The 24,614-nt window shown below is 64.6% G+C and carries 26 protein-coding genes; 15 read left to right on the top strand and 11 right to left on the bottom strand.

Features of this window, described 5'->3' with window-relative positions; all coding sequences use genetic code 11:
* Positions 1 to 110: 110 nt before the first annotated feature.
* Entirely contained in the window at positions 111 to 1,445 is a 1,335-nt protein-coding gene (locus BJI69_RS10880; protein WP_046980652.1) for a carbohydrate porin, read from the top strand.
* A 109-nt stretch (positions 1,446 to 1,554) separates the two neighbouring features.
* Here the strand turns inward: BJI69_RS10880 and BJI69_RS10875 are convergent, their stop codons facing one another.
* Positions 1,555 to 1,752, bottom strand: coding sequence for a CPXCG motif-containing cysteine-rich protein (locus tag BJI69_RS10875; RefSeq protein ID WP_046980651.1), 198 nt, complete (start codon positions 1,750 to 1,752; stop codon positions 1,555 to 1,557).
* 144 nt (positions 1,753 to 1,896) lie between these two features.
* Here BJI69_RS10875 and BJI69_RS10870 point away from each other — a divergent pair, with 144 nt between their 5' ends.
* From BJI69_RS10870 to msrB, 4 genes are all read left to right on the top strand, one after another.
* The gene (locus BJI69_RS10870; RefSeq protein ID WP_046980650.1) at positions 1,897 to 2,616 is read left to right on the top strand and encodes an HAD family hydrolase; all 720 of its coding nucleotides are present in this window, start codon (positions 1,897 to 1,899) and stop codon (positions 2,614 to 2,616) included.
* Positions 2,617 to 2,796: 180 nt separating this feature from the next.
* Positions 2,797 to 3,744: a YihY/virulence factor BrkB family protein gene (locus tag BJI69_RS10865; protein ID WP_244465351.1), complete on the top strand. Its 948-nt coding sequence runs from the start codon at positions 2,797 to 2,799 to the stop codon at positions 3,742 to 3,744.
* Positions 3,741 to 4,088, top strand: a complete 348-nt coding sequence (locus tag BJI69_RS23035; RefSeq protein WP_046969718.1) for a glycine zipper 2TM domain-containing protein — start codon at positions 3,741 to 3,743, stop codon at positions 4,086 to 4,088. Before BJI69_RS10865 ends, BJI69_RS23035 begins: the two co-directional genes overlap by 4 nt.
* Before the next feature lie 97 nt (positions 4,089 to 4,185).
* Positions 4,186 to 4,782 (top strand): peptide-methionine (R)-S-oxide reductase MsrB, encoded by a 597-nt coding sequence (gene msrB, locus BJI69_RS10855; protein ID WP_046980649.1) that lies wholly within the window; start codon positions 4,186 to 4,188, stop codon positions 4,780 to 4,782.
* 170 nt (positions 4,783 to 4,952) lie between these two features.
* Here msrB and BJI69_RS10850 read toward each other — a convergent pair whose 3' ends face one another.
* Both BJI69_RS10850 and BJI69_RS10845 read right to left on the bottom strand, forming a co-directional pair.
* Complete coding sequence (locus BJI69_RS10850) at positions 4,953 to 7,292, bottom strand: S9 family peptidase (RefSeq protein WP_071924927.1); 2,340 nt, start codon at positions 7,290 to 7,292, stop codon at positions 4,953 to 4,955.
* Between the two features lie 221 nt (positions 7,293 to 7,513).
* Positions 7,514 to 8,329 carry an SDR family NAD(P)-dependent oxidoreductase gene (locus BJI69_RS10845; RefSeq protein WP_046980385.1) on the bottom strand — a complete coding sequence of 272 codons (816 nt, stop codon included), beginning with the start codon at positions 8,327 to 8,329 and terminating at the stop codon, positions 7,514 to 7,516.
* A gap of 170 nt (positions 8,330 to 8,499) precedes the next feature.
* On the opposite strand from BJI69_RS10845, the gene BJI69_RS10840 reads away from it, so the two are divergent.
* A complete protein-coding gene (locus BJI69_RS10840; RefSeq protein WP_046980384.1) occupies positions 8,500 to 8,958 on the top strand; it encodes a PA2169 family four-helix-bundle protein in 459 nt (152 codons plus the stop codon).
* A gap of 143 nt (positions 8,959 to 9,101) precedes the next feature.
* On the opposite strand, the gene BJI69_RS10835 is transcribed toward BJI69_RS10840, so the two are convergent.
* From BJI69_RS10835 to BJI69_RS10815, 5 genes are all read right to left on the bottom strand, one after another.
* Positions 9,102 to 9,629, bottom strand: a complete 528-nt coding sequence (locus BJI69_RS10835) for a hypothetical protein (RefSeq protein ID WP_125903030.1) — start codon at positions 9,627 to 9,629, stop codon at positions 9,102 to 9,104.
* Positions 9,630 to 9,689: 60 nt separating this feature from the next.
* Complete coding sequence (locus BJI69_RS10830; RefSeq protein ID WP_046980382.1) at positions 9,690 to 10,463, bottom strand: YdcF family protein; 774 nt, start codon at positions 10,461 to 10,463, stop codon at positions 9,690 to 9,692.
* Positions 10,464 to 10,623: 160 nt separating this feature from the next.
* The gene (locus tag BJI69_RS10825) at positions 10,624 to 10,995 is read right to left on the bottom strand and encodes a response regulator transcription factor (RefSeq protein WP_046980389.1); all 372 of its coding nucleotides are present in this window, start codon (positions 10,993 to 10,995) and stop codon (positions 10,624 to 10,626) included.
* A 99-nt stretch (positions 10,996 to 11,094) separates the two neighbouring features.
* Positions 11,095 to 11,727, bottom strand: a complete 633-nt coding sequence (locus BJI69_RS10820) for a response regulator transcription factor (RefSeq protein ID WP_046969220.1) — start codon at positions 11,725 to 11,727, stop codon at positions 11,095 to 11,097.
* Between the two features lie 5 nt (positions 11,728 to 11,732).
* A complete protein-coding gene (locus tag BJI69_RS10815) occupies positions 11,733 to 13,676 on the bottom strand; it encodes a PAS domain-containing sensor histidine kinase (RefSeq protein WP_078023146.1) in 1,944 nt (647 codons plus the stop codon).
* Positions 13,677 to 13,930: 254 nt separating this feature from the next.
* Between BJI69_RS10815 and BJI69_RS10810 the strand changes: the two genes are divergently transcribed.
* Positions 13,931 to 14,527, top strand: coding sequence for a helix-turn-helix transcriptional regulator (locus tag BJI69_RS10810; RefSeq protein WP_053057311.1), 597 nt, complete (start codon positions 13,931 to 13,933; stop codon positions 14,525 to 14,527).
* A gap of 3 nt (positions 14,528 to 14,530) precedes the next feature.
* On the opposite strand, the gene wrbA is transcribed toward BJI69_RS10810, so the two are convergent.
* Positions 14,531 to 15,130, bottom strand: a complete 600-nt coding sequence (gene wrbA, locus BJI69_RS10805; RefSeq protein WP_046980380.1) for an NAD(P)H:quinone oxidoreductase — start codon at positions 15,128 to 15,130, stop codon at positions 14,531 to 14,533.
* A gap of 103 nt (positions 15,131 to 15,233) precedes the next feature.
* On the opposite strand from wrbA, the gene BJI69_RS10800 reads away from it, so the two are divergent.
* The 3 genes from BJI69_RS10800 to BJI69_RS22520 all read left to right on the top strand — a co-directional run bounded on the left by BJI69_RS10800 (position 15,234) and on the right by BJI69_RS22520 (position 16,880).
* Complete coding sequence (locus BJI69_RS10800) at positions 15,234 to 15,506, top strand: hypothetical protein (protein WP_071924925.1); 273 nt, start codon at positions 15,234 to 15,236, stop codon at positions 15,504 to 15,506.
* 146 nt (positions 15,507 to 15,652) lie between these two features.
* Positions 15,653 to 16,660, top strand: coding sequence for a hypothetical protein (locus BJI69_RS10795; RefSeq protein WP_046980378.1), 1,008 nt, complete (start codon positions 15,653 to 15,655; stop codon positions 16,658 to 16,660).
* A gap of 43 nt (positions 16,661 to 16,703) precedes the next feature.
* A complete protein-coding gene (locus BJI69_RS22520) occupies positions 16,704 to 16,880 on the top strand; it encodes a hypothetical protein (protein WP_154670744.1) in 177 nt (58 codons plus the stop codon).
* Here BJI69_RS22520 and BJI69_RS10790 read toward each other — a convergent pair whose 3' ends face one another.
* The gene (locus BJI69_RS10790; protein WP_046980377.1) at positions 16,881 to 18,446 is read right to left on the bottom strand and encodes an alpha-amylase family glycosyl hydrolase; all 1,566 of its coding nucleotides are present in this window, start codon (positions 18,444 to 18,446) and stop codon (positions 16,881 to 16,883) included.
* A gap of 117 nt (positions 18,447 to 18,563) precedes the next feature.
* Here BJI69_RS10790 and BJI69_RS10785 point away from each other — a divergent pair, with 117 nt between their 5' ends.
* The 3 genes from BJI69_RS10785 (at position 18,564) to BJI69_RS10775 (ending at position 21,663) form a co-directional block, all read left to right on the top strand.
* Entirely contained in the window at positions 18,564 to 20,219 is a 1,656-nt protein-coding gene (locus BJI69_RS10785) for an alpha-amylase family protein (protein ID WP_046980376.1), read from the top strand.
* Between the two features lie 92 nt (positions 20,220 to 20,311).
* Positions 20,312 to 21,079 carry a helix-turn-helix transcriptional regulator gene (locus tag BJI69_RS10780; protein ID WP_052767392.1) on the top strand — a complete coding sequence of 256 codons (768 nt, stop codon included), beginning with the start codon at positions 20,312 to 20,314 and terminating at the stop codon, positions 21,077 to 21,079.
* Between the two features lie 131 nt (positions 21,080 to 21,210).
* Positions 21,211 to 21,663, top strand: coding sequence for a MarR family winged helix-turn-helix transcriptional regulator (locus tag BJI69_RS10775; protein WP_053057310.1), 453 nt, complete (start codon positions 21,211 to 21,213; stop codon positions 21,661 to 21,663).
* Here the strand turns inward: BJI69_RS10775 and rhtC are convergent.
* Positions 21,660 to 22,289, bottom strand: a complete 630-nt coding sequence (gene rhtC / locus BJI69_RS10770; protein WP_046980375.1) for a threonine export protein RhtC — start codon at positions 22,287 to 22,289, stop codon at positions 21,660 to 21,662. The genes BJI69_RS10775 and rhtC overlap by 4 nt on opposite strands.
* A gap of 146 nt (positions 22,290 to 22,435) precedes the next feature.
* Between rhtC and BJI69_RS10765 the strand changes: the two genes are divergently transcribed.
* Complete coding sequence (locus BJI69_RS10765) at positions 22,436 to 23,740, top strand: NupC/NupG family nucleoside CNT transporter (RefSeq protein ID WP_046980374.1); 1,305 nt, start codon at positions 22,436 to 22,438, stop codon at positions 23,738 to 23,740.
* A 3-nt stretch (positions 23,741 to 23,743) separates the two neighbouring features.
* Positions 23,744 to 24,592 carry a PfkB family carbohydrate kinase gene (locus tag BJI69_RS10760; RefSeq protein ID WP_046969745.1) on the top strand — a complete coding sequence of 283 codons (849 nt, stop codon included), beginning with the start codon at positions 23,744 to 23,746 and terminating at the stop codon, positions 24,590 to 24,592.
* The last annotated feature ends 22 nt before the right edge of the window (positions 24,593 to 24,614 follow it).

The raw sequence follows: 24,614 nt of genomic DNA, 5'->3' as shown, positions 1-24,614 counted from the left end.
AAAAACACTAGAATGCGGCGGTTGATCGCACGGGGAGTATTGTGCGTTGCAACTTTAATAATCAAAAGCCATAAACGAAAAAGCTTAAATTTTTTCAGGGAGAAGGGTAAATGCTCAATAAATTTTCTAAGCGCCCCCTCGCCGGTCTGATGCTCGCTTGCCTCGGTCTCGGCGCTACCGCCGCTCACGCTGACGACACGATGAAGTCCGACTTCAGCGACATGTCGACCAGCAAATATCTGTTCGGCGACTGGGGCGGCAATCGCTCGCGCCTCGCCGATGAAGGCGTCACCTTCGATCTGGGCTACGGCTCGGAGCTCGCGCACAACTATTCCGGTGGTGATCGCGAGATCACGCGTTACACCGACCAGTGGAAGCTCGGTGCCTCGTTCGATCTCCAGAAGCTCTGGGGTTGGCAGGGTGCGAAGTTCACCGTCGTCGTGACCGATCGTAACGGCCGCAACCTCGGTGCCGATGCGAACATCGGCAACAACCAGCTCATTCAGGAAGTCTACGGTCGCGGCCAGACCTGGCATCTGACGATCTTCGCCCTCGAGCAGAAGTTCCTGGACGATCGCCTGACCTTGAAACTGGGTCGTCTGCCGGTAGGCGAAGACGTCAACCAGTTCTCGTGCGACTTCCAGAACCTGACGTTCTGCGGTGCCCAGCCGGGTAACATCGTGGGCGACTACTGGATCAACTGGCCGACCAGCCAGTGGGCCGCTGTCGTGAAGTACGCGACGACGGAGAACACCTGGGTGCAGATCGCTGGCTACCAGGTGAACCCGAAGTACGCCGACGACTCGTACGCGTCGCACAACGGTCTCGTGCCTGGCTTCCCGAGCGGCACCACCGGCGCACTGATCCCGCTGGAGTTCGGCTGGAAGCCGACCGTCAACGGTCTGCCGGGTTCGTACCGCGCAGGCGTCTGGTACAACACCTCGAAGGGTAACGATCTCTACCTCGACGTGAACCACCAGCCGATCGCCCTCACCGGCAACACGGCCCTGCAGCACGACGGCCGCAAGGGTGCGTGGATCACGTTCTCGCAGCAGGTCACGGGTACGGCAGGCGGCGAAGGTGCGACGGTGTTCCTGAACATCACGTCCGCCGACCACGCTACCTCGGCCACGAACAACCAGTTCGCGCTCGGCATGGAGTACAAGGGCATCTTCGGTCGCCCGAACGACTTCATCGGCGCCGCCTTCGGTGGTTCGTACGCCAGTGGTTACGCCGCGAAGAACCAGCGCCTGATCAACGAACTCACGGGTTCGGACGTCATCGTCAACCGTGGTTACGAGCGTGTCTCTGAAGTGTTCTACAGCTGGTCGCCGATTCCCTCGATCGCGATCCGCCCGAACCTCCAGTACATCCAGGATCCGGGTGGCAGCAGCCAGCGCAACAACGCGTTCGTCCTTGGTCTGAAGACGAGCGTCGCGTTCTAATAAGAAAGTATCGACTTTTTTTGATCGAAGGCCTGGGGAAACCCAGGCCTTTTTTTATCCACAGAAAGCAGCCTTGCCCTGTGTGGGAGCCGCTTCAGCGGCGATGCTCTCACCCATCATTCTCCGCAGACGCCGTCAGATCGAACGAATCATCCCCTTCGTCGACGATCAGCCGCATCACGATCGGCCTGCAGCACACCTGGCAATCCTCGATATACGTCTGGCTGCCGCCCGAGGTATCGACAGCAACCTCGATAGTCTCGCCGCAGTAGGGGCAGGCAATGTCGGTGAATTCGTAGCCGGGCATGATGGGTTCTCGCTTGCTAGGGATCGCCGCTGAAGCGGCTCCCACATAAGCTAAGCCCTGCGCAGGTCTTCTGTGGGAGCCGATTCATCGGCGATAGGTGCTCGCGCTATCCTACCCCACCGCTTAAACACGGATCTTGTACCCATGATCGACCTGGTCGGCTTCGACGGTGACGACACGCTCTGGCACAGCCAGGAGTTCTACGACCGGGCACAGGACGTCTTCGAGGCCATCCTGGGGCGTTATATCGATCTGGAGCGGGACGGCCTGCGCGACGCCCTGCTCAACACCGAACGCGCCAACATCAAGCTCTTCGGCTACGGCGCCAAGGGCATGACGTTGTCGATGATCGAATCGGCCATCGAGCTGACCGAAGGCCGTGTCGAGGCCCAGGACATCCACCGCATCGTGCGCCTGGGTAAGGACGTCCTTGCCCACCCGGTGGAGTTGCTGCCGGGCATCCGCGAAGCGGTCGAGGCCGTCGCGCGCGAGCATCGCGTGGTGCTGATCACCAAGGGCGACCTCTTCCATCAGGAGTACAAGGTCGCCCGCTGCGGCCTCGCCGACGTATTCCACCGCATCGAGATCGTCTCCGAGAAGGATCCCGCCGCGTACGCCCGGTTGTTCCGCGAGTTCGACGTCACGCCCGACCGTTTCGCCATGGTCGGCAATTCGCTGCGCTCCGACATCGCGCCCGTGGTGGAACTCGGCGGTTGGGGCGTGTACATGCCGTACCACAGCACCTGGTCGTACGAGACGGACACCGATTTCGCCTTGAACGAGCGCGTGATCGAGGTGAAGGGTGCCGAGGGCATACCGGCTGCCATCGACCGCATGCACATGCTGGGCTCCCGCTCCTTGTAGGAGCCGATTCATCGGCGATAGGGTGCTTGCCGCCACCTTGCCCGCTGCCGCGGGATCGCCGCTGAAGCGGCTCCCACAATCGCCGATGAATCGGCTCCCACCTTGGGAAGCGTTGCTCCACGCCAGCTTCGCGCGCGGCCGGCGATCCTGCCTTTGCCAGAGAACCAGGGAGATCGACTCGTGCATTCAAGGCTCAAACTGGGCATCACCGTCGTCCGCACCACCGCCAAGGGCTTCAGCGATGACGAGCTGATGACCCGCGCCGCTGCCCTGGCCTTCTACTCGGCCTTGTCGTTCGCACCGCTGCTGGTCCTCCTGCTCTGGGTGGTCGCCTCGCTCCGCCCCGAATGGCAGGCGCAGCTGATCGACAGCCTCAACGGGCTCGTCGGCGAGCGGGCATCCGAAGCCGTGCGCCTGGTCATCGAGAATGCCAAGCAAAAGCCCAGCGTCGGCAGCATGGCCGGGGTGATCGGCCTGGGCGTGACCCTGATCGGCGCGTCGGCCGTGTTCGCCCAGCTCCAGGGCGCCCTGAATCGTGTCTGGAGCCTGCAGCCACGCCCGGGCAAGGCCACCCACGCGATCCTCGGCTGGCTGCGCGCCCGCCTCCATGCGCTCGGCCTCCTTCTCTCGCTGGCCTTCCTGCTGGTCATCTCGTTCTCGGCCAGCGCCATGATCGCCGTGTTCGTCCGGGGCGGCACCACCGGCTGGAACGTGCTCGAAATGGTGATCTCGTTCGGGGTGTTCGTGCTGATCTTCGGCGCCATCTACAAGGTGCTGCCGGACGCCGTGATCGAGTGGCGCGACGCCATGATCGGCGCCAGCCTCACCGCCCTGCTCTTCGCTATCGGCAAGTTCGCCATCGGCATCTATCTGGAACGCAGCAATGTCGGCGGCCCGTACGGCCCCGCCGGCGGCGTCGTGGTGCTGCTGGTCTGGGTCTACTACTCCGCCCTCATCCTGCTGCTCGGCGCCGAACTGACCGAGGCCGTTGCCGAGGCCCGCGGGACGCCAATTAAACCGCGGCCATACGCGATGTCGACCAAATACCCGGACAGGCCCCCTGTTGACCCACCCGTCACGGCGGCGGCGGTATCCCTGAAGGCCACCGAAAAGGAGGACCTGCCATGAAGACCCATCTGCTCGCCGCTGCGGCGTTCGTACTTGCCACCGGCGCTGCCGTGACGGCCCCGACGGCCCAGGCCCAGTCGCACCGTAGCCAGCACCAGGTGTGCCGCGACGTCGAAACCAAGCAGATCAACTCCAGCGACGACCATCGGGTGGCCGGCACGGCCATTGGCGCGGTCGCTGGCGGTCTGCTCGGTAACCAGGTCGGCCATGGCAAGGGCAAGACGGTCGCCACCGTAGGCGGCGCAGTCGCCGGCGGCGTGGTCGGCAACCAGGTCCAGAAGGCCCACCAGAACAACAACGCCACCTATGAGACCCACCGCGAGTGCCATTGGGTCGACGATTGATCGATGAACGACTGAGGCCGCTGTAAGGCTTCCCCCGGAACCCCGGTCTCTGATGGAAGGGCGCGATCTCGCGCCCTTCCCTGCTTACGGAGGCTCCATGCGCAGCACCGATCCCGACCGCCGCCGCTTCCTGGGTGTCTTCGCCGCGACTGCGGTCGCGTCGATCTCCCTGCCCTTCATCCTCCGCGGCATGCGGCCCGCCATGGCCGCCGATGCCCCGAAGCCGGTCAAGACCGGCAACGTCACCCTGGATGAGTTCGGCGCCAACAAGAAGCTGATCGACACCCGCTCCCTGCCTCGCGTCGTGATGACCGAGAAGCAGTGGAAGGAGAAGCTCAGCACGCAGTCCTATTACGTCACGCGCGAGGCGGGCACCGAGGCGCCGTACAGCGGCGGCGAGGTTTACAAGACCCACGCCAGCGGACTGTACCGCTGCATTTGCTGCGATACCGCGCTGTACGACTCGGCAACGAAATTCGAATCGGGCACAGGATGGCCGAGCTTCTACCAGGCGATTTCAAAGCGGAACGTCGCGGAGGTCGTGGATCGCAGCCTGATCGAAGAACGCACGGAAGTGCGTTGCGCGCGCTGCGATGCTCACCTGGGTCACGTCTTCGATGACGGTCCTGACCCGACCGGATTGCGGTACTGCATGAACGCTGTGGCGATGCGGTTCGTGCCCTACGCGGCGTAGTCGCTGGCACAGATCAGCTCTGTGTGGGAGCCGATTCATCGGCGATTGGCGTTGCAGCGTCTCCGCTTCGTTGGCTTTTCGCCGCTGAAGCGGCTCCCACATTACTTTGGCGAAAAAAAAGGCCTCGCTTCGCAGCGGGGCCTTTGTATTTCAACAATCCACAGGATCGATCAGCCGCCGGGCGGCGTCATCGGCGTGAGCTGGTATTCCTTCGGCGGGGTGCCGCCGGCGAGGTTGCGCACGAAGTAATCCCAGCGGCGACGCGTCATATACGTGGTCGCTGCACCATAGCCGTGGTGGGCGTTCGGGATCAAGACCAAGTCGAAGTCCTTGTTCGCCTTGATCAGCGCGTCGACGACGAGCAGGGACTCGTACGGCGGCACGTTATCGTCGAAGGTGCCGTGGGCGATCATCAGGTGGCCCTTGAGGCCGTCGGCCCACTTCTGGTTGGCCTGGTCGTCGTAGTTGGACTTGCCGTCCTTGTCCGTGACGAGCAGGCCCTGCCACTTCTCGGCCCAGTCGTCTTCGTAGTTGCGGTTGTCGTGGTTGCCCGACTCCGAGATGCCGACCTTGAACGTATCCGCATAGCGGAACATCGCGGTGGCCGTGGCGTTGCCGCCGCCGGAGTGACCCCAGATACCGACCTTGTCGGCGTCGAGCCAGCTGTACTTCTTCGTCAGTTCCTTCACGGCCGCGACCTGGTCGGGCAGCGTGTTGTCGCCGATGTTCTGGAAGTAGGCATCGTGGAACGCCTTGGAACGTAGCGGCGTGCCCATGCCATCGACCGCGATCACCACGAAGCCGAGTTCGGCCAGCGCCTGGTTGTCGCCGTGCGACGGAATGAAGCTACGCGTACGCACCGAGCCGACCTGCGGACCCGGATAGATGTAGACGATCAGCGGGTACTTCTTCGACGGATCGAACTTCGTCGGCTTGAACATCTGGCCGTAGAGGTCGGTCTTGCCGTCACGCGCCTTCACCGTGAACGCGGTGGGCGGGATCCAGCCCGTCGCCTTCAGCCGCGAGATGTCGGCGTGCGCGATTTCCTTCACCGTCGCCCCGGTATCGGCGCGACGAACGACGGAAACCGGTGGCGTATCGATGGTCGAGTACGCGTCGAAGAAATACGTACCGTCCTTCGACATCGAGACCGTATGGTCCATCTTCTCCGGGGTAAGCAGGGTCAGGCCCTTGCCGTCGAAGCCGACCTTGTAGAACGACTGGTAGTAGGGATCGACGCCCTTCTCGCGACCGACGCCGCGGAACCAGATCGTCTTCGTCTTCGCATCGATATGCAGCACCTGGGTGACGTTCCAATCGCCGCTGGTGATCTGGTGCTCGAGCTTGCCGGTCTTCAGGCTATACATGTAGAGATGGCCCCAGTTGCTCCGCTCGGAGAACCAGATCACCTCGTCGGTCTCGGGCACGTACTGCCAGTTGACCATCTCGTTGCCGCTTTCGAAGTACGTCTTCGCTTTCTCGCCGAAGACCTCACGCACGTCACCCGTTTCCGGGTTGGCCACGCGGAACCACTCCTGCTTGTGGTCGCGCGAGGTCGAGACAAAGGCGATGCTCTTGCCATCGGCGGACCAGCGCACGTCGTCCCACAGGCCCGGGCTGCACGACACGTCGTCGCAGATCGTCGAGCGATGCTGGTCGGCCGGCATCTTGAAACGCACGGTCTTCTTCGTCGGCACGTCGATGACGACGCGCTCGATCATGGTCACGTCCTTGTCGCCCGGCAGCGGGTACTTCCAGGTCTCGACCTTGGGGTGACCGACGTTGGTGCTGACCAGGGTCATTTCACCGGTCTTGCGCTGGTCCTGCTGGAACGTGGCGAACTTCGACGAATCCGGCGACCAGACGCCGATGGCCTCGTCGGTGTGCTTCCAGCCGGCGTTGTCGGTGGCGTAGCCATAATCCTTGACGCCGTTGGTGGTCAGCTGCGTTTCCGCACCCGTGGCCACGTCGCGCACCCAGAGGTTCCAGTCGCGGACGAAGGCTTCGGACTTGCCGTCCGGCGAGGCGAGGCCCGGCTCTTCGCCGTAGGCCTTGCCGTTGGCGTCTTTCTTCACGGCAGCCAGCTCGCATTTGCTCGCCGCGCTGTCGCAGAGGTAATGCTTGCCGTGCGATGTGATGTCCAGGCTGCCGTCCGGGCGGACGACGAAGGCGGTCACCGGCAGCTTGGCCGCATCGACCTTCTTGCCCGTCGCGGTCGCCAGCGCCGTGGCGACCTTGTCGCGATCGAAGGCGCGCGTGGCCTGGCCGGTCGAGGCGTCGACCGTGATGAACTGGTCGCCGTCCTTGTCGTGGTCGCGATACCAGAAGTGGGAATCGTCGATCCAGGTGACCTTGGCGACCGAATGGTCGACCAGGGGCGCCGTGTTGGTGGCCAGGAACGAGTCCGCGCGGCGGTAATCGTCGGTGGTGACGGTCTGGGCCGAGGCGTTAGCCCCGATCAGGCCGAGGAGAACAGCGCCGGAAAGCGCCGCAGTGCGTGAAATCGACATCGATGGTCCCCGTGACGGCAGGGCGGCGCGGAAAGCGCCGCAAACCGGACGAGGCTAGCCCCCGGCGCGTCCCGGGGCCTATGCCAGAGGTCACGGGTGGCCCGGACCCCAACTGTGTCTTGGTGGAGGCTGCTCTATGTGGGAGCCGCGTCAGCGGCGATGGGGTGCTGGCGGCAAACGGGCCCGCTGCCGCGGGATCGCCGATCAATCGGCTCCCACGATTAGCCGGCATGGGGGCCGGAGCGGTAGCGCTTGCCTTGGCGCTCGATCATTTTCAGGGCCAGGCCGTCCGGCAGGAGCTTGAACATGGCCTTGATCGCCTGGTTCACCCGGCCGTTCACATAAACCGCCTTGCCGGCGTCCACTGCGTCCATGCCCTGCCTCGCCACGGTGGGCGCGTCCATCCACATGAAACCGGGCATTTTCGAGACGAGATCGCGCGAGCCGGTGACATCATGGAACTCGGAATAGGTGAAGCCCGGGCACACGGCGGTGGTGTGCACGCCACTGGCCTTGCCCTCCAGCGCCAGCGACTGCGAGAACTTGATCAGGTAGGCCTTCGACGCCGCATACAGCGTGTGACCGGCCGAACCCGGCACGTGGCCGGCCAGCGAAGCGACGTTGACGATGCGACCGTAGCCACGCGCCTTCATGCCGGGAATCAGGCGGTAGGCCAGCTCGGTGGGCGCCGTCATCAAAACCTGGATGAAGGCGGCATGGGTGGCCCAGGGCTGCTCTTCGAGGTAACCGGTCACGCCGTAGCCAGCATTGTTGATCAGCACGTCGATCGCCAGACCCTGCGCTTCCAGTGCGCCGACCAGCGCCTCTGGGCCATCGGTGCGCGACAGATCGAGCGGCGCGACGATCGCCTCGATGCCGTGGCGATCGCGCAACTCCGTCGCGAGCGCTTCGAGACGCTCGGCGCGACGTGCGGTGAGAACGAGGTCATGGCCGCGACGAGCCAGTTCGCGGGCAAACGCTTCGCCGATGCCGGCAGAGGCGCCAGTGACGAGGGCGCGACGACGATTCGATGCCATGAACGGGATTCCGTATGTGTCGTGAACGCCGAGTATGCACCGCATGAGCATGAACGGTATCCACGTGTGTTGATGCGCGCGACGCTTATTTCACGAATCCGTGCACCCCTGCGCAGCGAAGCTTGGCATCCCCGAACGACTCAACGCGAGTCACCCAAGGAGCCACCACCATGACCAGCACCGACCACGACATCAAGGTTCTCAACGGCCTCATCGAGACCACGATCGACAGCGCCGAAGGCTATGGCGAAGCGGCGAAGGACGCTGACAACACCCGCTATGCTGCATCGTTCCAGAGCCGTGCTGCCGAGCGTCGCCAGGTCGCCCAGCGCCTGCAGCAGCAGGTCAGCTCGCTCGGCGGCACGCCGGAAGACGACGGCACCGTTCTCGCCAAGGCGCACCGCATGTTCGTCGAGCTGCGCGCCAAGATGAGCTCGAAGGACGATACCGCCATCGTGGATGAAGTCGAGCGTGGCGAAGATCACATCAAGGCGAAGTACGAAGACGCCCTGAAGGATACCGACGTCACCGCTGGCACGCGGTCGCTGATCAACGAGGCGTATGTCTCGGTGAAGAGCGGTCACGACCAGATGCGCGATCTCAAGCACGCGCTGCACGGTACGCACTAAAACTACCGGTTGCGGCTCTTGGGAGCCGCATGGGTATTCATGCAAATGGAAAAGGCGAGACTGGGAAGTCTCGCCTTTTCTTTTGCGCCTTTCGCCGGCGTAGCCGGCTCCCACAGGAAAGCCGGCTTCCGCAAAGATCCCGGTCAGTTGCCGGGAGCGTCCTCGTTCATGAGGGCGTTGATCTGCGACTTGTGCGATTCGTAGAAGGCCACGTTCTTCTGGTTGACCTTCGACTGGTCCACGTACGCTGCCATCTGCGGATTGTTCTTCGCTTCCGAGGCGATCGCCGCATTGGTCACCGCCAGGTTGGCGAGCAGGAACTCACGCGGGGTGAAGCCGTATTTCTTGATCAGCGGCTCGATGCGCGGATCGGCAGCGGTGATTTGCGCGGCGAGATCGTCGAGCGAGTGGATCTTCGAGAAATCGGTCTTGGCATCCTTCGGCTTGATGCCGTTCTTCGTCGCTTCCTGCGAGACCTTGACGATGCGATTGAACACGTCGTCGTTGAGGTTGTAGTTCTGGATGGCCTGCTTGTCCGCGGCAGGAATCTGCGAGGCCGGATTGGCGGCCGGCGCGGACTGGTCCGCCGGGGCGGCCTGCTGGGCGAACACGGCAGCCGGGGCGACGGCGGCGGTAGCGAGCAATGCGGCAAGGATGTAACGAGACTTCACGGGCATCTCCTGGGGTTCGCTGTCCGTGTTGGACGGTGAGGCAGCATAAAGCGCCAATTGTTACGTATGTGTCTGCGTGGTCACGCTTTCTTCAGGAATCTTCGGCACGTTCCAGCCCATGGCGTTATAGAAGTGGTATCGGACGATGCCCACGTACTCATGAATGGCGAAGTCGGCGTACGAAAGATTGTCCGAGCCCGGCAGCCAGTCGTAGCGCGCCGTGACGTAGTCGCCGCGCACCGGTTCGCCGTGGATGGCGAAGTGCGCGAAGTACAGGACGGCCCGCTTCAGGTGCACCGCGGACGACACCAGTACGACCTTGTCGGCGCCGTAGCTCATCAGCAAGGGCTTGGTGAACTGCGCATTCTGGAAGGTGTTCATGCTCTGCGCTTCGAGGATCATGTCCGCGCGCGGCACACCGAGCCGATCCAGCGAAATCGCGTACACATCCGCCTCGGCCTGCTTGAGCTTCATGGCATCGCCACCGCTCACTTCCACCTTGCAGTCGCCGCCCGTGGCCTTGCACGAACGATAGAGTTCGGCGGCGCGGAGGATGCGTCCGTTGGCGTACAGGCTGGGCTCGATCGCTCCCGCGCCGCTGCGCACGGTGCCCGCGCCCAGCAGGATGATGACGTTGCGCTGACCCCAGTGCGCGACATCCGGCGCGAAGCCGGACTGCAGGTGACTTAGCAGCGTGCCGGTGAGCGGACCGCAGCCGGCGAAGAACAACCAGGCCACGGCGATGACCAGCCAGGCCGATCCAGCCCGTGGGCGACGGGTCCAGAGCAGCGCGAGGGCGACGAGAACCAGCAGGAGAAACAGGATGAGTGTCATGCCGCGGAGCGTAACCGCGCGCCACCGCTTTGTGTAGGAGCCGATTCATCGGCGATCTCTTCCTCCGATGGGGGGCCGAGGCCAGCAACCTGGGAGGAGCGCTGCTGCGCAGCGCGGTTTATTTATGATTCGCCGATGAATCGGCTCCTACATTTATCTATTAGGAGCGGGACAGGGCTCGCTCCAGGCAGGTCACCAGGGTATCTCCCTGGAACGGCTTGCCGAGATAGCAGAAGGCGCCGGCGGCCATGACGCTCTCGCGTACGGCATCGTCGAGGAACCCGGAGACGAAAACGATGGGATAGGTGCGCCCACGCTCGATCAGGCGACGCTGAAGATCGGTGCCGTCGATACCTGGCATGTGGACGTCGGTGACGAGGCAATCGACCCCCTCGTCGCCACCGGGGCGGAGGAAGTCTTCAGCGGAAGCAAAGCCTCGCACCTCATGTCCCAGCGATCGCACGAGGCTGGCGGTCGCCTGCCGGACCGCTTCGTCGTCGTCAACGATCGCCACAATCCTGTTCGCGGCCAAGCTGTCGTCCTCATCCAGCACTATCGTGCGGGCCTACAGTGCGCCGCCTGCCCCGCGATGGGAATCATACGGAGGTGTGCGGTCGGTGACCCCTTGGGGTCACGAATGGGCGGCGAGGGCCTCGGCCTGGCGCACCAGCTCGGCCAGCGAGCGGGCGGCCATCTTGCGCATCACGTTGCCACGATGGATCTTCACGGTGATCTCGGACAGGCCCAGCAGGCCGCCGACCTGCTTGTTCATCAACCCGGCCGTGACGTGGTGCATGACCTCACGCTCCCGGGGGGTGAGCGAGGCATAGGCCAGGCGCAGCGCGCCGATGGCGTCGGCATCACGGCGACCGATCGCGTCGCGCTCGATCGCCATGCTCACCGCGTCGAGCATGTCCTGGTCGCGGAAAGGCTTCGACAGGAAGTCGAGCGCGCCCGCCTTCATGGCCCGCACCGACATGGGAATGTCCCCGTGTCCGGTCATGAAGACGATCGGCAGGTGGTTGTCCATCGCCGCCAGCTGGGCCTGGAAATCCAGCCCGTTGACCCCGGGCAGGCGCACGTCCAGCACGAGGCAGCCGGGCGCATCGGCATTGTCGCGAGCCAGGAAGTCGGCGGCGCTGCCAAAGGCGGCCACATTGAGGCCGACCGAGCGGAACAGGGAATCGAGGGCTTCGCGAACGGCGGCATCGTCGTCGACGATGCAGACGACGGGTGCCTGTGCCGGCGTCATCGGGGGAGGCATCCGGGTCACGCGTCAGCCTCCTCGGCTACCGTCACGGGCAGCGTGAAATGAAAGGTCGCCCCGCCTTCGGGTCGGTTCGTCGCCCAGAGGCGTCCGCCATGAGATTCCACGGTGGAACGACAAATGGCAAGACCCATGCCCATGCCGCCGCCCCGCGTTGTCACAAAGGCGTCGAAGAGATGGACGGCGATATCTTCGGGAATGCCGGTACCGCTGTCTTCGACCTCGACCAGGATGCTTTCCTCACCATCGGGAAGGGCCCGCAGGACGAGGGCGCGCGCGCCGGGCACGCAGGACATCGCACGGATCGCGTTAGCCATCAGGTTCAGCACCACCTGCTGTAATTGCACGCGATCGCCGCGGGGCAAGGGAGCTTCCGGGGCGATGTCGACACTCAGCATGACGTGATGCTGGGCCATCTCACCCTCCAGCAGCAACGCGCATTCGGCAACGAGGGTGGCCAGGTCGAAACGCACATGTTGCCTTGGCTCCTTGCTGGCCAGGCTACGCACGCGGTGGACCACCTCGCTCGCCCGGCGCGCATCGCGCACCACGCGTTCGATCGCATCGCAGGCCTCCTGCAGGTCCGGCGTCGGGCGGCGCAGCCAGCGCAGGCTGGCTTCGCCATGGGTCACGATGGCGGCCAGTGGCTGGTTCACTTCATGCGCGATCGAGGCGCTCATCTCGCCCAGTGCCGTGATGCGGGCGGCCTGGGCCAGTTCCGACTGGACGGCCATCAGGGCGCGTTCGGCGCGCTTGCGGTCGGTGATGTCGACCACGCTGACCAGCACGCGGTCGAAGCGTGTCGGCCCCAGCGGCATGTTCAGCGCGAACAGCACGGTGAGCCGCTCGCCCTTGAAGTTGATGAGATGGGTCTCACCCTCCGCCACGCCGCCGCCCAGTGCGATGGTCAGGATCACCCGGCCGAAGGTCGTGTCCGTGGCAGGCAGGAAACGATCCAGCGGGCCGACCAGGTCCTCGCGGGAGTGACCACCCAGCATGCGCACGGTGGCATCGTTGACGTCGGTGACCAGGGTCAACCCGCAGCATTCGCGGACGAAGGCCGGATGGGCCTGGAGGTAAGCAGCGAGGTCGGTGACGCCCTCCTCGCGCAACAGGGCGATACGGGCCATGACCCGGGTCCAGTCTTCTTCCCAGAAAGAAAAGCGGGCCTTTTCGAACATGCTGCGGTAACGGCGTTCGCTATCGCCGAGGGCCGCATCGGCGGCGCGGCGTGCCGTCACGTCGGTGCCGGCCTCGAGGATCACCCTCGCCTTGCCGCGATCGTCACGCAATAGCGCGCAACGGGCGGCAACGATCACGAGGCGGCCGTCGCGGTGACGTTGGGTCACCTCGCCCTCCCAGCGCCCGGTGCTGAACAGCGCAGCGTCCACGCAGGTGTGATGACCGGGCAGCGCGGTGCCGAGCAGGTCGGTGGCGCGGTGCCCCATGGCTTCGCTCGCGGTCCAGCCATAGAGCTGTTCGGCGCCGGTGTTCCACAGGACGATGACATCGTCCATGTCGCGCACGAAGATCGAGTCGTGCGTGAGTTCGATCAGGCGGGCCTGGCCGGCGATGGTCGCCATGCGGTCGCGCGCGCGCAGCGACAGCACCGCCGTGATCGCGATCGCGGAGAGGCTGACCAGGCAGCGCAGCATGGCCGCGTCCAGCCCCGGCCAACCATGCCCACGGACGAAGGAGACGAGAGTCAGGCCCATGCAACCGAAGGCGGCACCACCGATGGCGCGGCGACTGCCGCTGGCCGCCACCAACAGGACGACGACCAGGTACACCACGGCCACGGCGCCCTGTAGCTGGGTGAAGGTGTCGACCAGGAAAACGGCGAGCGCAAGCAGCCCTCCCGCGGTCATCAGCAGGCCAGCCACGGCCCGACGTGGCCCGATGAAGGAGCCGCCGGAAGTGGCTTGCAAGGGTCGGTAAGGTGGCATCGCTTTGACTCGGCCCGTTCGTCTTGTGCAGATTCGGCCTGAAGCGTGTCCGAATGACGTCAGACCGTCTTGCACGCCGGTGATGGTTTTTGACCGTTACGGCACGACCGCTACAAGAAATTCCCAAAGCAGCCGGTTTAACCCTTTGGTATGGGCTTTACAGTCCCTTTGTAGAATTCAGTACACCCCCGCATCGCGGCTAGGCTGCAACCGTGGGCAGACCGCCCACGCCCGCTGCCGTGGAGCTCACGCTGATGCGATACGAAACCCATACTTTCGCCGGGACCGGTGGTGCGCGCACCGCCGAGGCCATGCATGCCCTTGCTCCCTTCGCCATCGATGCCCCCGCCGCCGAGCAGGAACCGACCGTCGCCCGCCTGCTCGAGCAGGCGCTGACCGCCGTCGAGACCGACCTGGCTACCACCCGCGCGTGTGTCGCCCGGGTCGCCGCCCTGCTGGACCGCGAAGAAAGTCACACGGAAACCGCTGCGTCGGCACGTCGCCGCGTCGGTGCCGGCCTGGCTCCGTGGCAGGCACGCCGGGTCGCCAGCCATGTCGAGGAAAACCTCGGCTTCGCGATCACCATCGATCACCTGGCCACGATCGCCGGGCTTTCCAGCAGCTATTTCTGTCGCGCCTTCAAGGATACGTTCGGCGATCCGCCGCACGCGTACATCATGCGTCGCCGCGTCGAGCGGGCGCAGACCCTGATGTTGCAGACCCGCGAACCGCTTAGCCAGATCGCCCTCGCCTGCGGCCTCTCGGACCAGGCCCATCTGTGCAACCTGTTCCGCCGCCTGGTCGGGCAGAGCCCGAGCCATTGGCGGCGTTCGCAGTGGCAGGAAGCGTAATCGCTAACCGAACAGCTTCGTGGCGACCTCGGCAATGTGCTTGCCCTGGAAGCGTGCGCCAGCGAGTTCATTTTCGGTGACCTGACGGGAACCGTCGCTCGCCGCGATGGTCGTAGCTCCGTAAGGCGAACCACCCGTCACTTCGTCCAGCTTCATCTGGCCCTGGAAACTGTAGGGCAGCCCTACCGGGATCAGACCCAGATGGAACAGGTTGGTAATGATCGAGAACAGGGTCGTTTCCTGACCACCGTGCTGCGTCGCCGTCGACGCGAAGGCGCCGCCGACCTTGCCGTTGAGTGCACCACGCGCCCACAGCGGGCCGGTCTGGTCGAGAAAGCTGGCCATCTGCGAGGTCATGCGGCCGTAGCGGGTACCGGTGCCGATGACGATCGCGTCGTAGGTTTCCAGTTCGTCGACGCGCGCGATCGGAGCAGCTTGATCGAGTTTGTAATGTGAGCTTTTTGCAACATCGTCGGGAACGGTTTCGGGTACGCGCCTGATATCGACATGTGCACCGGCTTCGCGAGCACCTTCAGCCACGGCATGGGCCATTTTTTCGATATGTCCGTAGGCCGAGTAGTAGAGAACGAGGACTTTTGCCATCGGGATAACTCCTGTACGAAAGAATCGGGAAGGGATAGATAGGCACGCTGGTCGTCGAGGTCGCGTGTGAGCGATGGTTCGACGCCGCAACGAGGTTATGGGTATGTCGTACGCACAGATTGTCGATATCCGTTCCGCCGCCGATAGTCCGGCGCGGAAGTCCCACGCCTGGCAGGTGCTGCGCGAAGCCGCGCGCGTCGAGCCGGACGAAGCCCGCCGCATCGCCTGGTACCGCGACGATCCCATCGAGCATCTGGACCTGCAGACCGCCGAAGTCCTGGTCGAGTCCGGCCGCTACGAGGAAGTGCTGGCCTTCCTTCGCGGCGTGAAAGTGGACCTCGGCCTGGAGATCCCCGCCGGCTTCGTCGCCTTCTGAGCTCCCCTGTGGGAGCCGATTCATCGGCGATCCCGCGGCAGCGGGCCCGGTTCCGGCAAGCACCCGATCGCCGCTGAAGCGCCTCCCACAAGAAGCACTACCGGTTAGAGTGGTCGCCCATTCAGGGAAGTCCGGAACCCGCCGACGTGTCGATCGAAGAAGCGCTCAACGCCGAACGCAACGAACGCCTCACGGCCGAGCGTGCCTACGAGCTTCACTGGGCCGATCTGCTCGGCGCGACACCCCGGTTCACCTGCATCGGCCACGACTGCAGCGCGCCGCTCATCTGCGCCTGCCTCGACAAACCTGAGCAAAACCTTCGCATCCGGCCCTATTTTCGTTCCCGCCGCATCGAAGACCACGCGGCGACCTGCGAGATCGCCCACGGCAAGGGCGAGACGAAAGCGGAAAAGCGGCCGGACGTCTTCGAAGCCGAACGGCCCGCCGGTCACTTCCGGTCGGTGCCTGCGGGGTCGGAGCCCGAACCTGCCGCCCCCAATCCCTTGTGGGAGCCGCTTCAGCGGCGATCCCGCGGCAGCGGGCCGGGTTCCGGCGAGCACCCTATCGCCGATGAATCGGCTCCCACAGAGAGGGGGACCGGGAGCAGGCCAGGGGCCGGGGCCGGGCTGCGGGCACGGTCGAGGAACTACTACCGTCTCTCGTCGCTGGTGCAGAAATTTCTCGAGCATCGTCGTGACAAGGACCTTGCCGAGGCGCTCGTGGAGATCGGTGGGGAAACCAGTACGTACGAGGCGCTATTCCGAAATGTCTATCGGCAGAAAGCGGCCGACCAGCTCACCACGCGGGCCATCTGGTGGGGCACGGCGTCCCTGCGTGCGACAAAGGAAGGTGGCTATTACCTGCGCTTCTCGCGCCCCTTCCGTCATGACGACATCGAGCTGAAGCCGACCATCACGCTCACCGCGAAAGAGATCGACGCCTATCCCGTGCGCAAGCTGTTGCGCGCACGCCTCGACAAGATTATCGCGGAGGCGGATGGCTACTGTGTCGTCTTCGTCTGGGCCAAGCCCTGGATGCCGAAGGACGCCGAGAAGCCCTTCGTGCGTTTCTACGTCAACAATCTCGACCATATCGACGTCCGCGGGCCCGAAATCCTCGAGGAACTGAAGAACACATCCCGCGTGGGCGAGTGAGTCTTGACCGCGCCGACACATCCCGAGCACGAGCATTGTCGCCATGCCCCGTAGACGCCGCCTGCGCCTGCCCTTCGTCCGCCATCCTCGCGATGCATCGCACGATTACGACGATGCCAGCTACGATGGCGGCGCGACCGGTGGCCCTTACCTGCGCCACATCGTGCTGGGCGCCACGATCCTGATCGTCATCATCGCTATCCTTCGCTGGATGCTCTGATCAGGCCCGGTAGATCCGTGCCTCACCCGCGCGAAGCAGGGCCAGTGAGAGGCCGGGTATCGTCGATAGCACCAGCGTTCCCGGGCACGACACGGGCAACTTGCGCTCGGTATCGGTGAAGTTGAGCGCGACGACATAGCGATCGTCACCGTCGCTGCGCTCGTACACCATCACCGCGTCATCGACGGCCAGCAGCTGGAAGCGGCCGACGTTGAGGGCGCGACTGTCACGACGCAGGCGAAGCAGCGTCTTGTAGAGCGACAACAAGGAGGCGTGATCTTCCGCCTCGCTCGCGACATTGCAGGTGGCGAGATGATCGCCGATCGGCAACCACGGGATGCCACGTGTGAAGCCCGCGCCTTCGCGAGGAAACCAACGCATCGGCGTGCGCTGCGGATCGCGACCGAGGCCTTTGCCGGGCTCGTTGAGCTCGAAGGGATCACGCACCTGATCCGCCGCGATCAGACCGTCGCGCATGCCGATTTCATCGCCGTAATACATCGTCGGTGTGCCGCGTAAGGTCAGCAACAGCACGGCGGCGACCCGCGCCTGCAGATCGCCCACCCGTGAGGCGATGCGCGGCTTGTCATGATTACCGAGGACCCAGTTGGGCCAGCCACCGTGCGGCAACGCCGCCTCGTAGCGCTCGACCAGGCTGGCAATATAGCGCGCCTCCCACGGCGCACCGATCAGCAGGAAATTGAACGGCAGGTTCGCCCCGTCGAGGTTCTCACCGTAATAAGCGACGATCCGCTCGAGTGGCAGGTAAAGCTCGCCGATCAACACACGCTCGGGGAACTCGTCGATCACCTCGCGCATGGCGGTGACGATGCCAAGCACCTCCGGCAGGTCGGCCGTGTGGACGGGCAGGAAGCGATTCGCTTCGGAGTCGATGCCATCGCGGTAGGCGGGATTGATCGGGTTGTCGCGAAACTGCGCGTCCTTCATAACGTGGTAGAGCACGTCCACGCGGAAGCCATCCACGCCGCGACGGAGCCAGAAACGAATGGCGTCGTACATCGCTTCGCGGACGACGGGATTGCGCCAGTTCAGATCGGGCTGCCTGTCGAGGAAGAGATGCAGGTAGTACTGGCCCGTTACCGGATCGAACGCCCATGCGCTCCCGCCGAAATTGGATAGCCAGTTGTTCGGCGGACCACCGCCCGGTGCGGGATCGCGCCAGAGGTACCAGTCGCGGAAGGCGCTGTCGCGCGAGCGGCGGCTTTCGCGAAACCACGGGTGTTCATCCGAGGTGTGGTTCGGTACGAAGTCGAGGATGACCTTGAGACCGAGGGCATGGGCGTCAGCGATCAGACCGTCCATGCTCTCGATGTCACCGAACAGGGGGTCGATGCCCCGATAGTCGCTGACGTCGTAGCCGAAATCGGCCATCGGCGAGGGAAAGACGGGCGAGATCCACAACGCGCGGATACCCAGTTCGGCGAGGTAGCCGAGCTTGGCGCGGATGCCTTCGAGATCCCCGATGCCGTCGCCGTTGGCGTCAGCGAAGGAGCGGGGGTAAATCTGGTAGATGACGCCGTCTTGCCACCACAGCGGTTGTGTCATGCCCGTACCTTTCGAACCTGTGCGCGTCCCGTTACAGAAGCAGGGCGGATGTGTAGGGAACGCCTTCACGCGCTACCTCGTAGGCTCTTGCTCCACCCTTGCGCACCGGCTGCCGTCATGATCAACGACCTCTGGTACAAGAACGCGATCATCTACTGCCTGTCCGTCGGGAGTTTCCAGGACTCCAACGGCGACGGCATCGGCGATTTCCAGGGACTCGGCCGCCGGCTCGACTATCTGCAGGGCCTGGGTGTCACCGCGGTCTGGCTCATGCCGTTCCAAACCTCGCCCTGCAAGGATGGCGGCTACGACATCAGCGACTACTACAACGTGGACCCCCGCTACGGCACGCTCGGCGACTTCGTCGAGTTCACGCACGCGGCGCATCAACGTGGCATGCGCGTGCTCATCGACCTGGTGGTGAACCATACCTCGGACCAGCACCCCTGGTTCCGCGAAGCCTGCCGCGATCCCGCCTCGAAATACCGCGACTGGTACGTGTGGTCGAAGACGCGGCCAGCCAACGCAAACGAAGGCATGGTGTTTCCCGGCGTGCAGAAAAGCACCTGGAATTACCAGAAGAAAGCCAAGGCCTGGTACTTCCACCGCTTCTACGACTTCCAGCCCGATCTCGACACCTCCAATCCGTATGTGCAGGCCGAGATCCTGAAGATCATGGGTTTCTGGACCCAGCTTGGCGTCTCCGGCTTCCGCATGGATGCCGTGCCCTTCGTCATCTCGACCAAGGGTGCCGATGTCAGGAAGCCGAAGGAACAGTTCGACATGCTGCGCTCGTTCCGTGAGTTGCTGCAGTGGCGACAAGGCGACGCGATCATCCTGGGCGAAGCGAACGTGTTGCCGAAGGATGACCTGGAGTACTTCGGTGACGATGGTGACCGGCTGCAGATGATGTTCAACTTTCAGGTCAACCAGAACCTGTTCTATGCCCTGGCCGCTGCCGACGTACGCCCCCTGGCCGGTGCGCTCGAGAAGACCAAGCCGCGGCCGGCCACCGCGCAATGGGCGATGTTCCTGCGCAACCACGACGAGCTCGACCTGGGCCGGCTGACCCAGCGCCAGCGTGACCGCGTCTTTGCCGAATTTGGTCCCGACAAGGACATGCAGCTCTACGACCGCGGCATCCGTCGGCGACTGGCGCCGATGCTGCGCAACGATCGTCGCCGCCTCGAGCTTGCCTACAGCCTCATGCTGACCCTGCCGGGCACGCCGGTGATCCGCTATGGCGATGAGATCGGCATGGGTGACGACCTCTCCTTGCCCGAGCGCGAGTGCGCGCGCACGCCCATGCAGTGGTCCACCGAGCGCCACGCCGGATTCACCGATGCGCGGCGCCCGGTCAGCAAGGTCATCGCCGAGGGTCCTTTCGGCTTCGCCCATGTCAACGTGGCCGAGCAACGTCGCGATCCCGGCTCCCTGCTCAACTGGATGGAGCGGGTCATACGCATGCGCAAGGAAATCCTCGAGGTGTCCTGGGGCGACTTCGAGGTACTGCCGCTGGACGACAACGCCATCCTCATGCTGCGCTACACCTGGCGCGGGAACTCGGTGCTGTTCCTGCACAATCTTTCCGACGCGCCGTGCGAGGCGGTGTTCACCCTCGCCGACAACCTGGTCAACCTATTGTCGGACGATCACAGCGAAGCGGAGGGTAAGGGCAAGCACCGGATCCTGCTGGAACCGTACGGCTACCGCTGGTTCCGTGAGGGCGGCCTGGGCTACATCCTCAAGCGAAAAGAAGTCGACGGGGTGTGACATAAACGTGACATACCCCATTAGGGGGTAGGCGCCGATCCTTGCGTGCGCAATGCTTCGATCCACATCCGATTTCCCACGAGGATCGGCCCATGTATCGCGCCGAAGCAGCCTGTATCGCCACGTCACCGCATACAGCCACGGTCATCGTCGACCTGGCGCAGCGTTCCGCCGCCCTGGATCGCGGCAGCGGACCCAAAGGTCGGCATAGCCTGCTTCAGGAGCTGCGCCAACGCGACGAAGTCACCGAGATCCTGCTCGATGCGGTGGACGGGCTCGAGGACGAGCTACTCCTGGTCTACCGGGCTACTCGCGCCGCGGACGAAGGTTCGGGTGCGATCCTGTTCCGGCGCCAGTACGCCACCGGCAGCGTGGCCACGCACCCGCCGGCCGTGCATACCCTGGCCCAGGTGCTTTTCGACACGCTTCGTGCCGACGCACCGAATACCCCCTTGCTCGCCCATGTCGCGCTGGCTCTCCGGGCCATCCTTCCATGTACCGCCGGCCGCGACGATCCCGGCGCCCCGCGCGGTGGCCTGGCCGGCTGGCAGGAACGTCGTGCGATCGCTTATATGGAAGAGCGGCTCGACCAGTCGTTCCCGGTCTCGGACGTGGCCGACGCCTGCGGCCTCTCGGTCAACCATTTCTCGCGGGCGTTCCGCCGCAGCATCGGCAAGCCGCCGCACCGCTGGCTGCTCGACCGACGCATCCAGCGTGCCCAGGACATGCTTCGCATCAACCACCTCTCGCTGGCGGATATCGCGCTGGCCTGTGGTTTTGCCGAGCAAAGCCACTTCACCCGGGTGTTCACCCGCACGGTCGGCATGCCGCCCGGGGCATGGCGCCGTTCCGCCGACTGAATTGCACAAACGCGGGCCGGAAACGCCAAACGATTGTGCTTTCAGTCAATCCATCATTCCATCCGCTGCGTATCCTTGACCCGACATCACGCGGCAGGAAATCCCCGTATGACCGCGGCACCGGCAGGCTCATGAGCGGCGACGACGAAGACAACAGCGGTACCGCGCTCGACCTCGGCCGCGACCTCATGCTGGCCGGCTCGCGATTACGCGATGCTGTCGGCCGCCGCGCCCAGCGCGAGTTCGGCATCACGGCCTTGCAGAGCGACATGCTCCTGCTGCTCGCCACGCGCGGCAGCATGATTTCCACCGAACTGGCCTCCGCCTGCGGCGTCAACGCCAGCACGGTGACGCATGCCGTGGACGCGGGCATCGAGCGCGGACTGATGCGCCGGGTGCGCAACGAGGCGGATCGCCGCCTGGTCGACATCGGCCTGACCGTGGCCGGCAAGCGCATGGCCGAGCGCGTTCGCGCCCTGGTCGCCGACCTCGCACGCAGCGCGCTCGAGGGCCTCGGCACACCGGACCTGGCCGTCCTTGCGGAAAGCCTCGCCCAGGTGACCCGGAACCTCGAGAAAGACTAGGCCGCGCGGCGGCCGAAGATCAGGTAAAGGCCGAACAACGAGAAGATCGCCCCTGCCCCACCGTCGATCCAGCGGCTCGCCCGGACATAGCCGCGGCGCATGGCCGGCAAGGCGAAGATGCCTGCCACCACGGCGAACCACAGCATCGTCTCCACGGTGATCATGGCCCACAGGCCCCAGCGCGCGCCCGCGGTCATCTCGTCGCCGACGAAGGCCGAGAAGATCGACGCGAAGTAGATCGCCGCCTTCGGATTGGCCAGGTTGGTCGCCAGTCCGCGGACCAGGGCCTTCCAGGGGCTGGAACCACGGACATCGACCGAGGGCGCCTCGGCGTCCGGCTTGGCCCGCCAGGCCGCGCGGAGCATCTGGAAACCCATCCAGCACAGGTAGGCGCCGCCGAGGATGGCGATGCCTCGCTCCAGCCAGGCCAGGCGTTGCAGGAGCACATGCAGGCCGAGCAGGGCCAGGGCGGCCCAGGCGGCCACGCCCAGCCCGATGCCGACGACACCGGCCAGGGCCTCGCGCCGCGAACGGCTGGCGGCCAGCTGGGAAACGAAGAAGAAATCAGGCCCCGGGGTGATCAGGGCGACGATATGGACGAGGGCGATGGTCAGGAAGAGGCTCATGGGCCAAGCGTAGCCCAGGGCCGCCCCGGCGCCAATTTCGCGGGCTACCTTGCCCGATAAGTCCACCTCCCGTAACCTCCCGTCTTTGCTGAAATTCTCAATAGCGGTCACGGGGCTACCCCCGGCCTTCATAGGGGTACGTCACGATGCTCGGTCTGTTGGGCCACGTAGGTTTTGGCCTGTTCGGTTTGGCGATGCTTCTCGCCATCGCCTTCTGTTTCTCGAACAACAAGCGTGTGGTCGACTGGAAACTCGTCGCCACCGGTATCGCCCTGCAGATCGGCTTCGCGGCGGTGGTGCTCAAGGTGCCCCTGGGCCGTGACGTCTTCGACGCCATCGCCACCGGTTTCGTGCACCTGCTCGACTATGTCGACGTCGGTTCGCGCTTCATCTTCGGCAGCCTGCTCGACAGCTCCAAGTTCGGCGTGATCTTCGCCGTGAAGGTCCTGCCGACCATCGTCTTCTTCGCCTCGCTCACCGGCGTGCTGTATCACATCGGCGTCATGCAGCAGATCGTCAAGGGCATGGCCTGGGTCATCACCAAGGTGATGCGCGTCTCCGGCGCGGAGACCACCAGCGTCTGCGCCAGCGTGTTCATCGGCCAGACCGAAGCGCCGCTGACCATCAAGCCTTACATCGAGCGCATGACCCAGGCCGAGCTCATGACCGTCATGATCGGCGGCATGGCGCACATCGCCGGCTCGGTGATGGCCGCCTATGTGGCGATGCTCGGCGGCGACGATCCGGCGATGCGCATGTTCTATGCGAAGCACCTGCTCACCGCGTCGGTCATGGCCGCGCCGGCCACGATGGTGCTGGCCAAGATCCTCGTGCCTGAAACGCAGGAGCCGCTCACCCGCGGCACCGTGAAGATCGAAGTCGAGAAGACCACCGCCAACGTCATCGACGCCGCTGCCACGGGTGCGGGCGACGGCCTCAAGCTGGCCATGAACGTCGGCGCCATGCTGCTCGCCTTCATCGCGCTCATCGCGCTGGTGAACGGACCGGTGCAGTGGCTCGGCACGCTCGGCGGCGACCACAGCCTCAATACCTGGCTCACCAACCTCAACGGCCACGAAGTGAAGCTCAGCCTCGAGACGATCTTCGGCTGGGTGCTTTCGCCCATCGCCTGGCTGATCGGCGTGCCCTGGCAGGATGCGACCCTGGTCGGCAGCTTCATCGGCGAGAAGGTCGTCATCAACGAGTTCGTCGCCTATGCGGACCTCGCCAAACACCTCGACCAGCTGCTGCCGCACAGCCGCCTCATCGCGACATATGCCCTTTGTGGCTTCGCCAACTTCTCGTCCATCGCGATCCAGATCGGCGGCATCGGCGGTCTCGCCCCGAACCGTCGCGGCGACCTCGCCCGTCTCGGCCTGCGCGCCGTGCTCGGCGGCTCCATCGCCACGTTCATGACGGCGACCATTGCCGGCGTGCTCGAGCAGTTCTGAGGCATGACCGCCGTACGTCTTATCGTCATCGGCGGTTACAGCGAAGAAGAACGCTGGCAGACACCGCAACTGCCGCGTAACGGCGAGCCTGCCTATGCCGACGCTTTCGAGCGTCGGCCCGGTGGGAAGGCCTTTCATCAGGCGGTCGCGGCCTCGCATGCGGGCGTCGCGGTCGGCTTGATTGCCGCCATCGGCGATGACGTCATCGACCCATCCGGCTTGCCACCGCTGGTCGACGCGCGCTGGCAGGTGACGACCGGTGTACGTACCGGACGCACCGCACTGATCGTCGATGCGAAGGGGCAGACGATTTCCGCGCTGTCCTCCGGCGCCAACGCCTTTCTCGAAGCGGACTTCGTCGCCACGCAGTCGGATCTTTTCGACAGCGCGAAGGTGTTGCTGATTTCCGCCGAAGCGAACATCGACACCGTCGCCGCCACCCTGGAGCTGGCGGGTGAGAAGCGCTTGCTGCGCATTCTCGATCCGGGTCCGTTGCCACCGGATCTGTCCGTGCGCGAGTTCGCCAGCACGGATGTCTTGTTGCTCAGCCTGCACGAGTTCGCACGCTGCTGCGGACGCTTCCTCTCCATCGACATCACCGCCAGCACGGTGACCGGCATGGACGACACCACGATCAACGCCCTCGCCCGCCGGCTCTGCGCCGGCACCGTCGTCGTGTCACTCGACAAGACCTGCCTGGTCTCCCACGGCACCGATCGCCACGGCGACTCGGCCGACGTCTACCGCGCCGGCACCTGCGGCCTGGGCGACGCCTTCAAAGGCACGCTAGCCGCCAAGCTAGTCGACGCCGCTTGCTTCCGCGATGCCCTCATGGACGCCTGCGAAGCCTGACGGCCCCCTGTGGGAGCCGATT

The organism is Luteibacter rhizovicinus DSM 16549 (assembly GCF_001887595.1).
In the GTDB taxonomy this organism is placed as follows: Bacteria; Pseudomonadota; Gammaproteobacteria; order Xanthomonadales; family Rhodanobacteraceae; genus Luteibacter; species Luteibacter rhizovicinus.
This window is presented reverse-complemented; position numbering and strand designations above follow the sequence as displayed.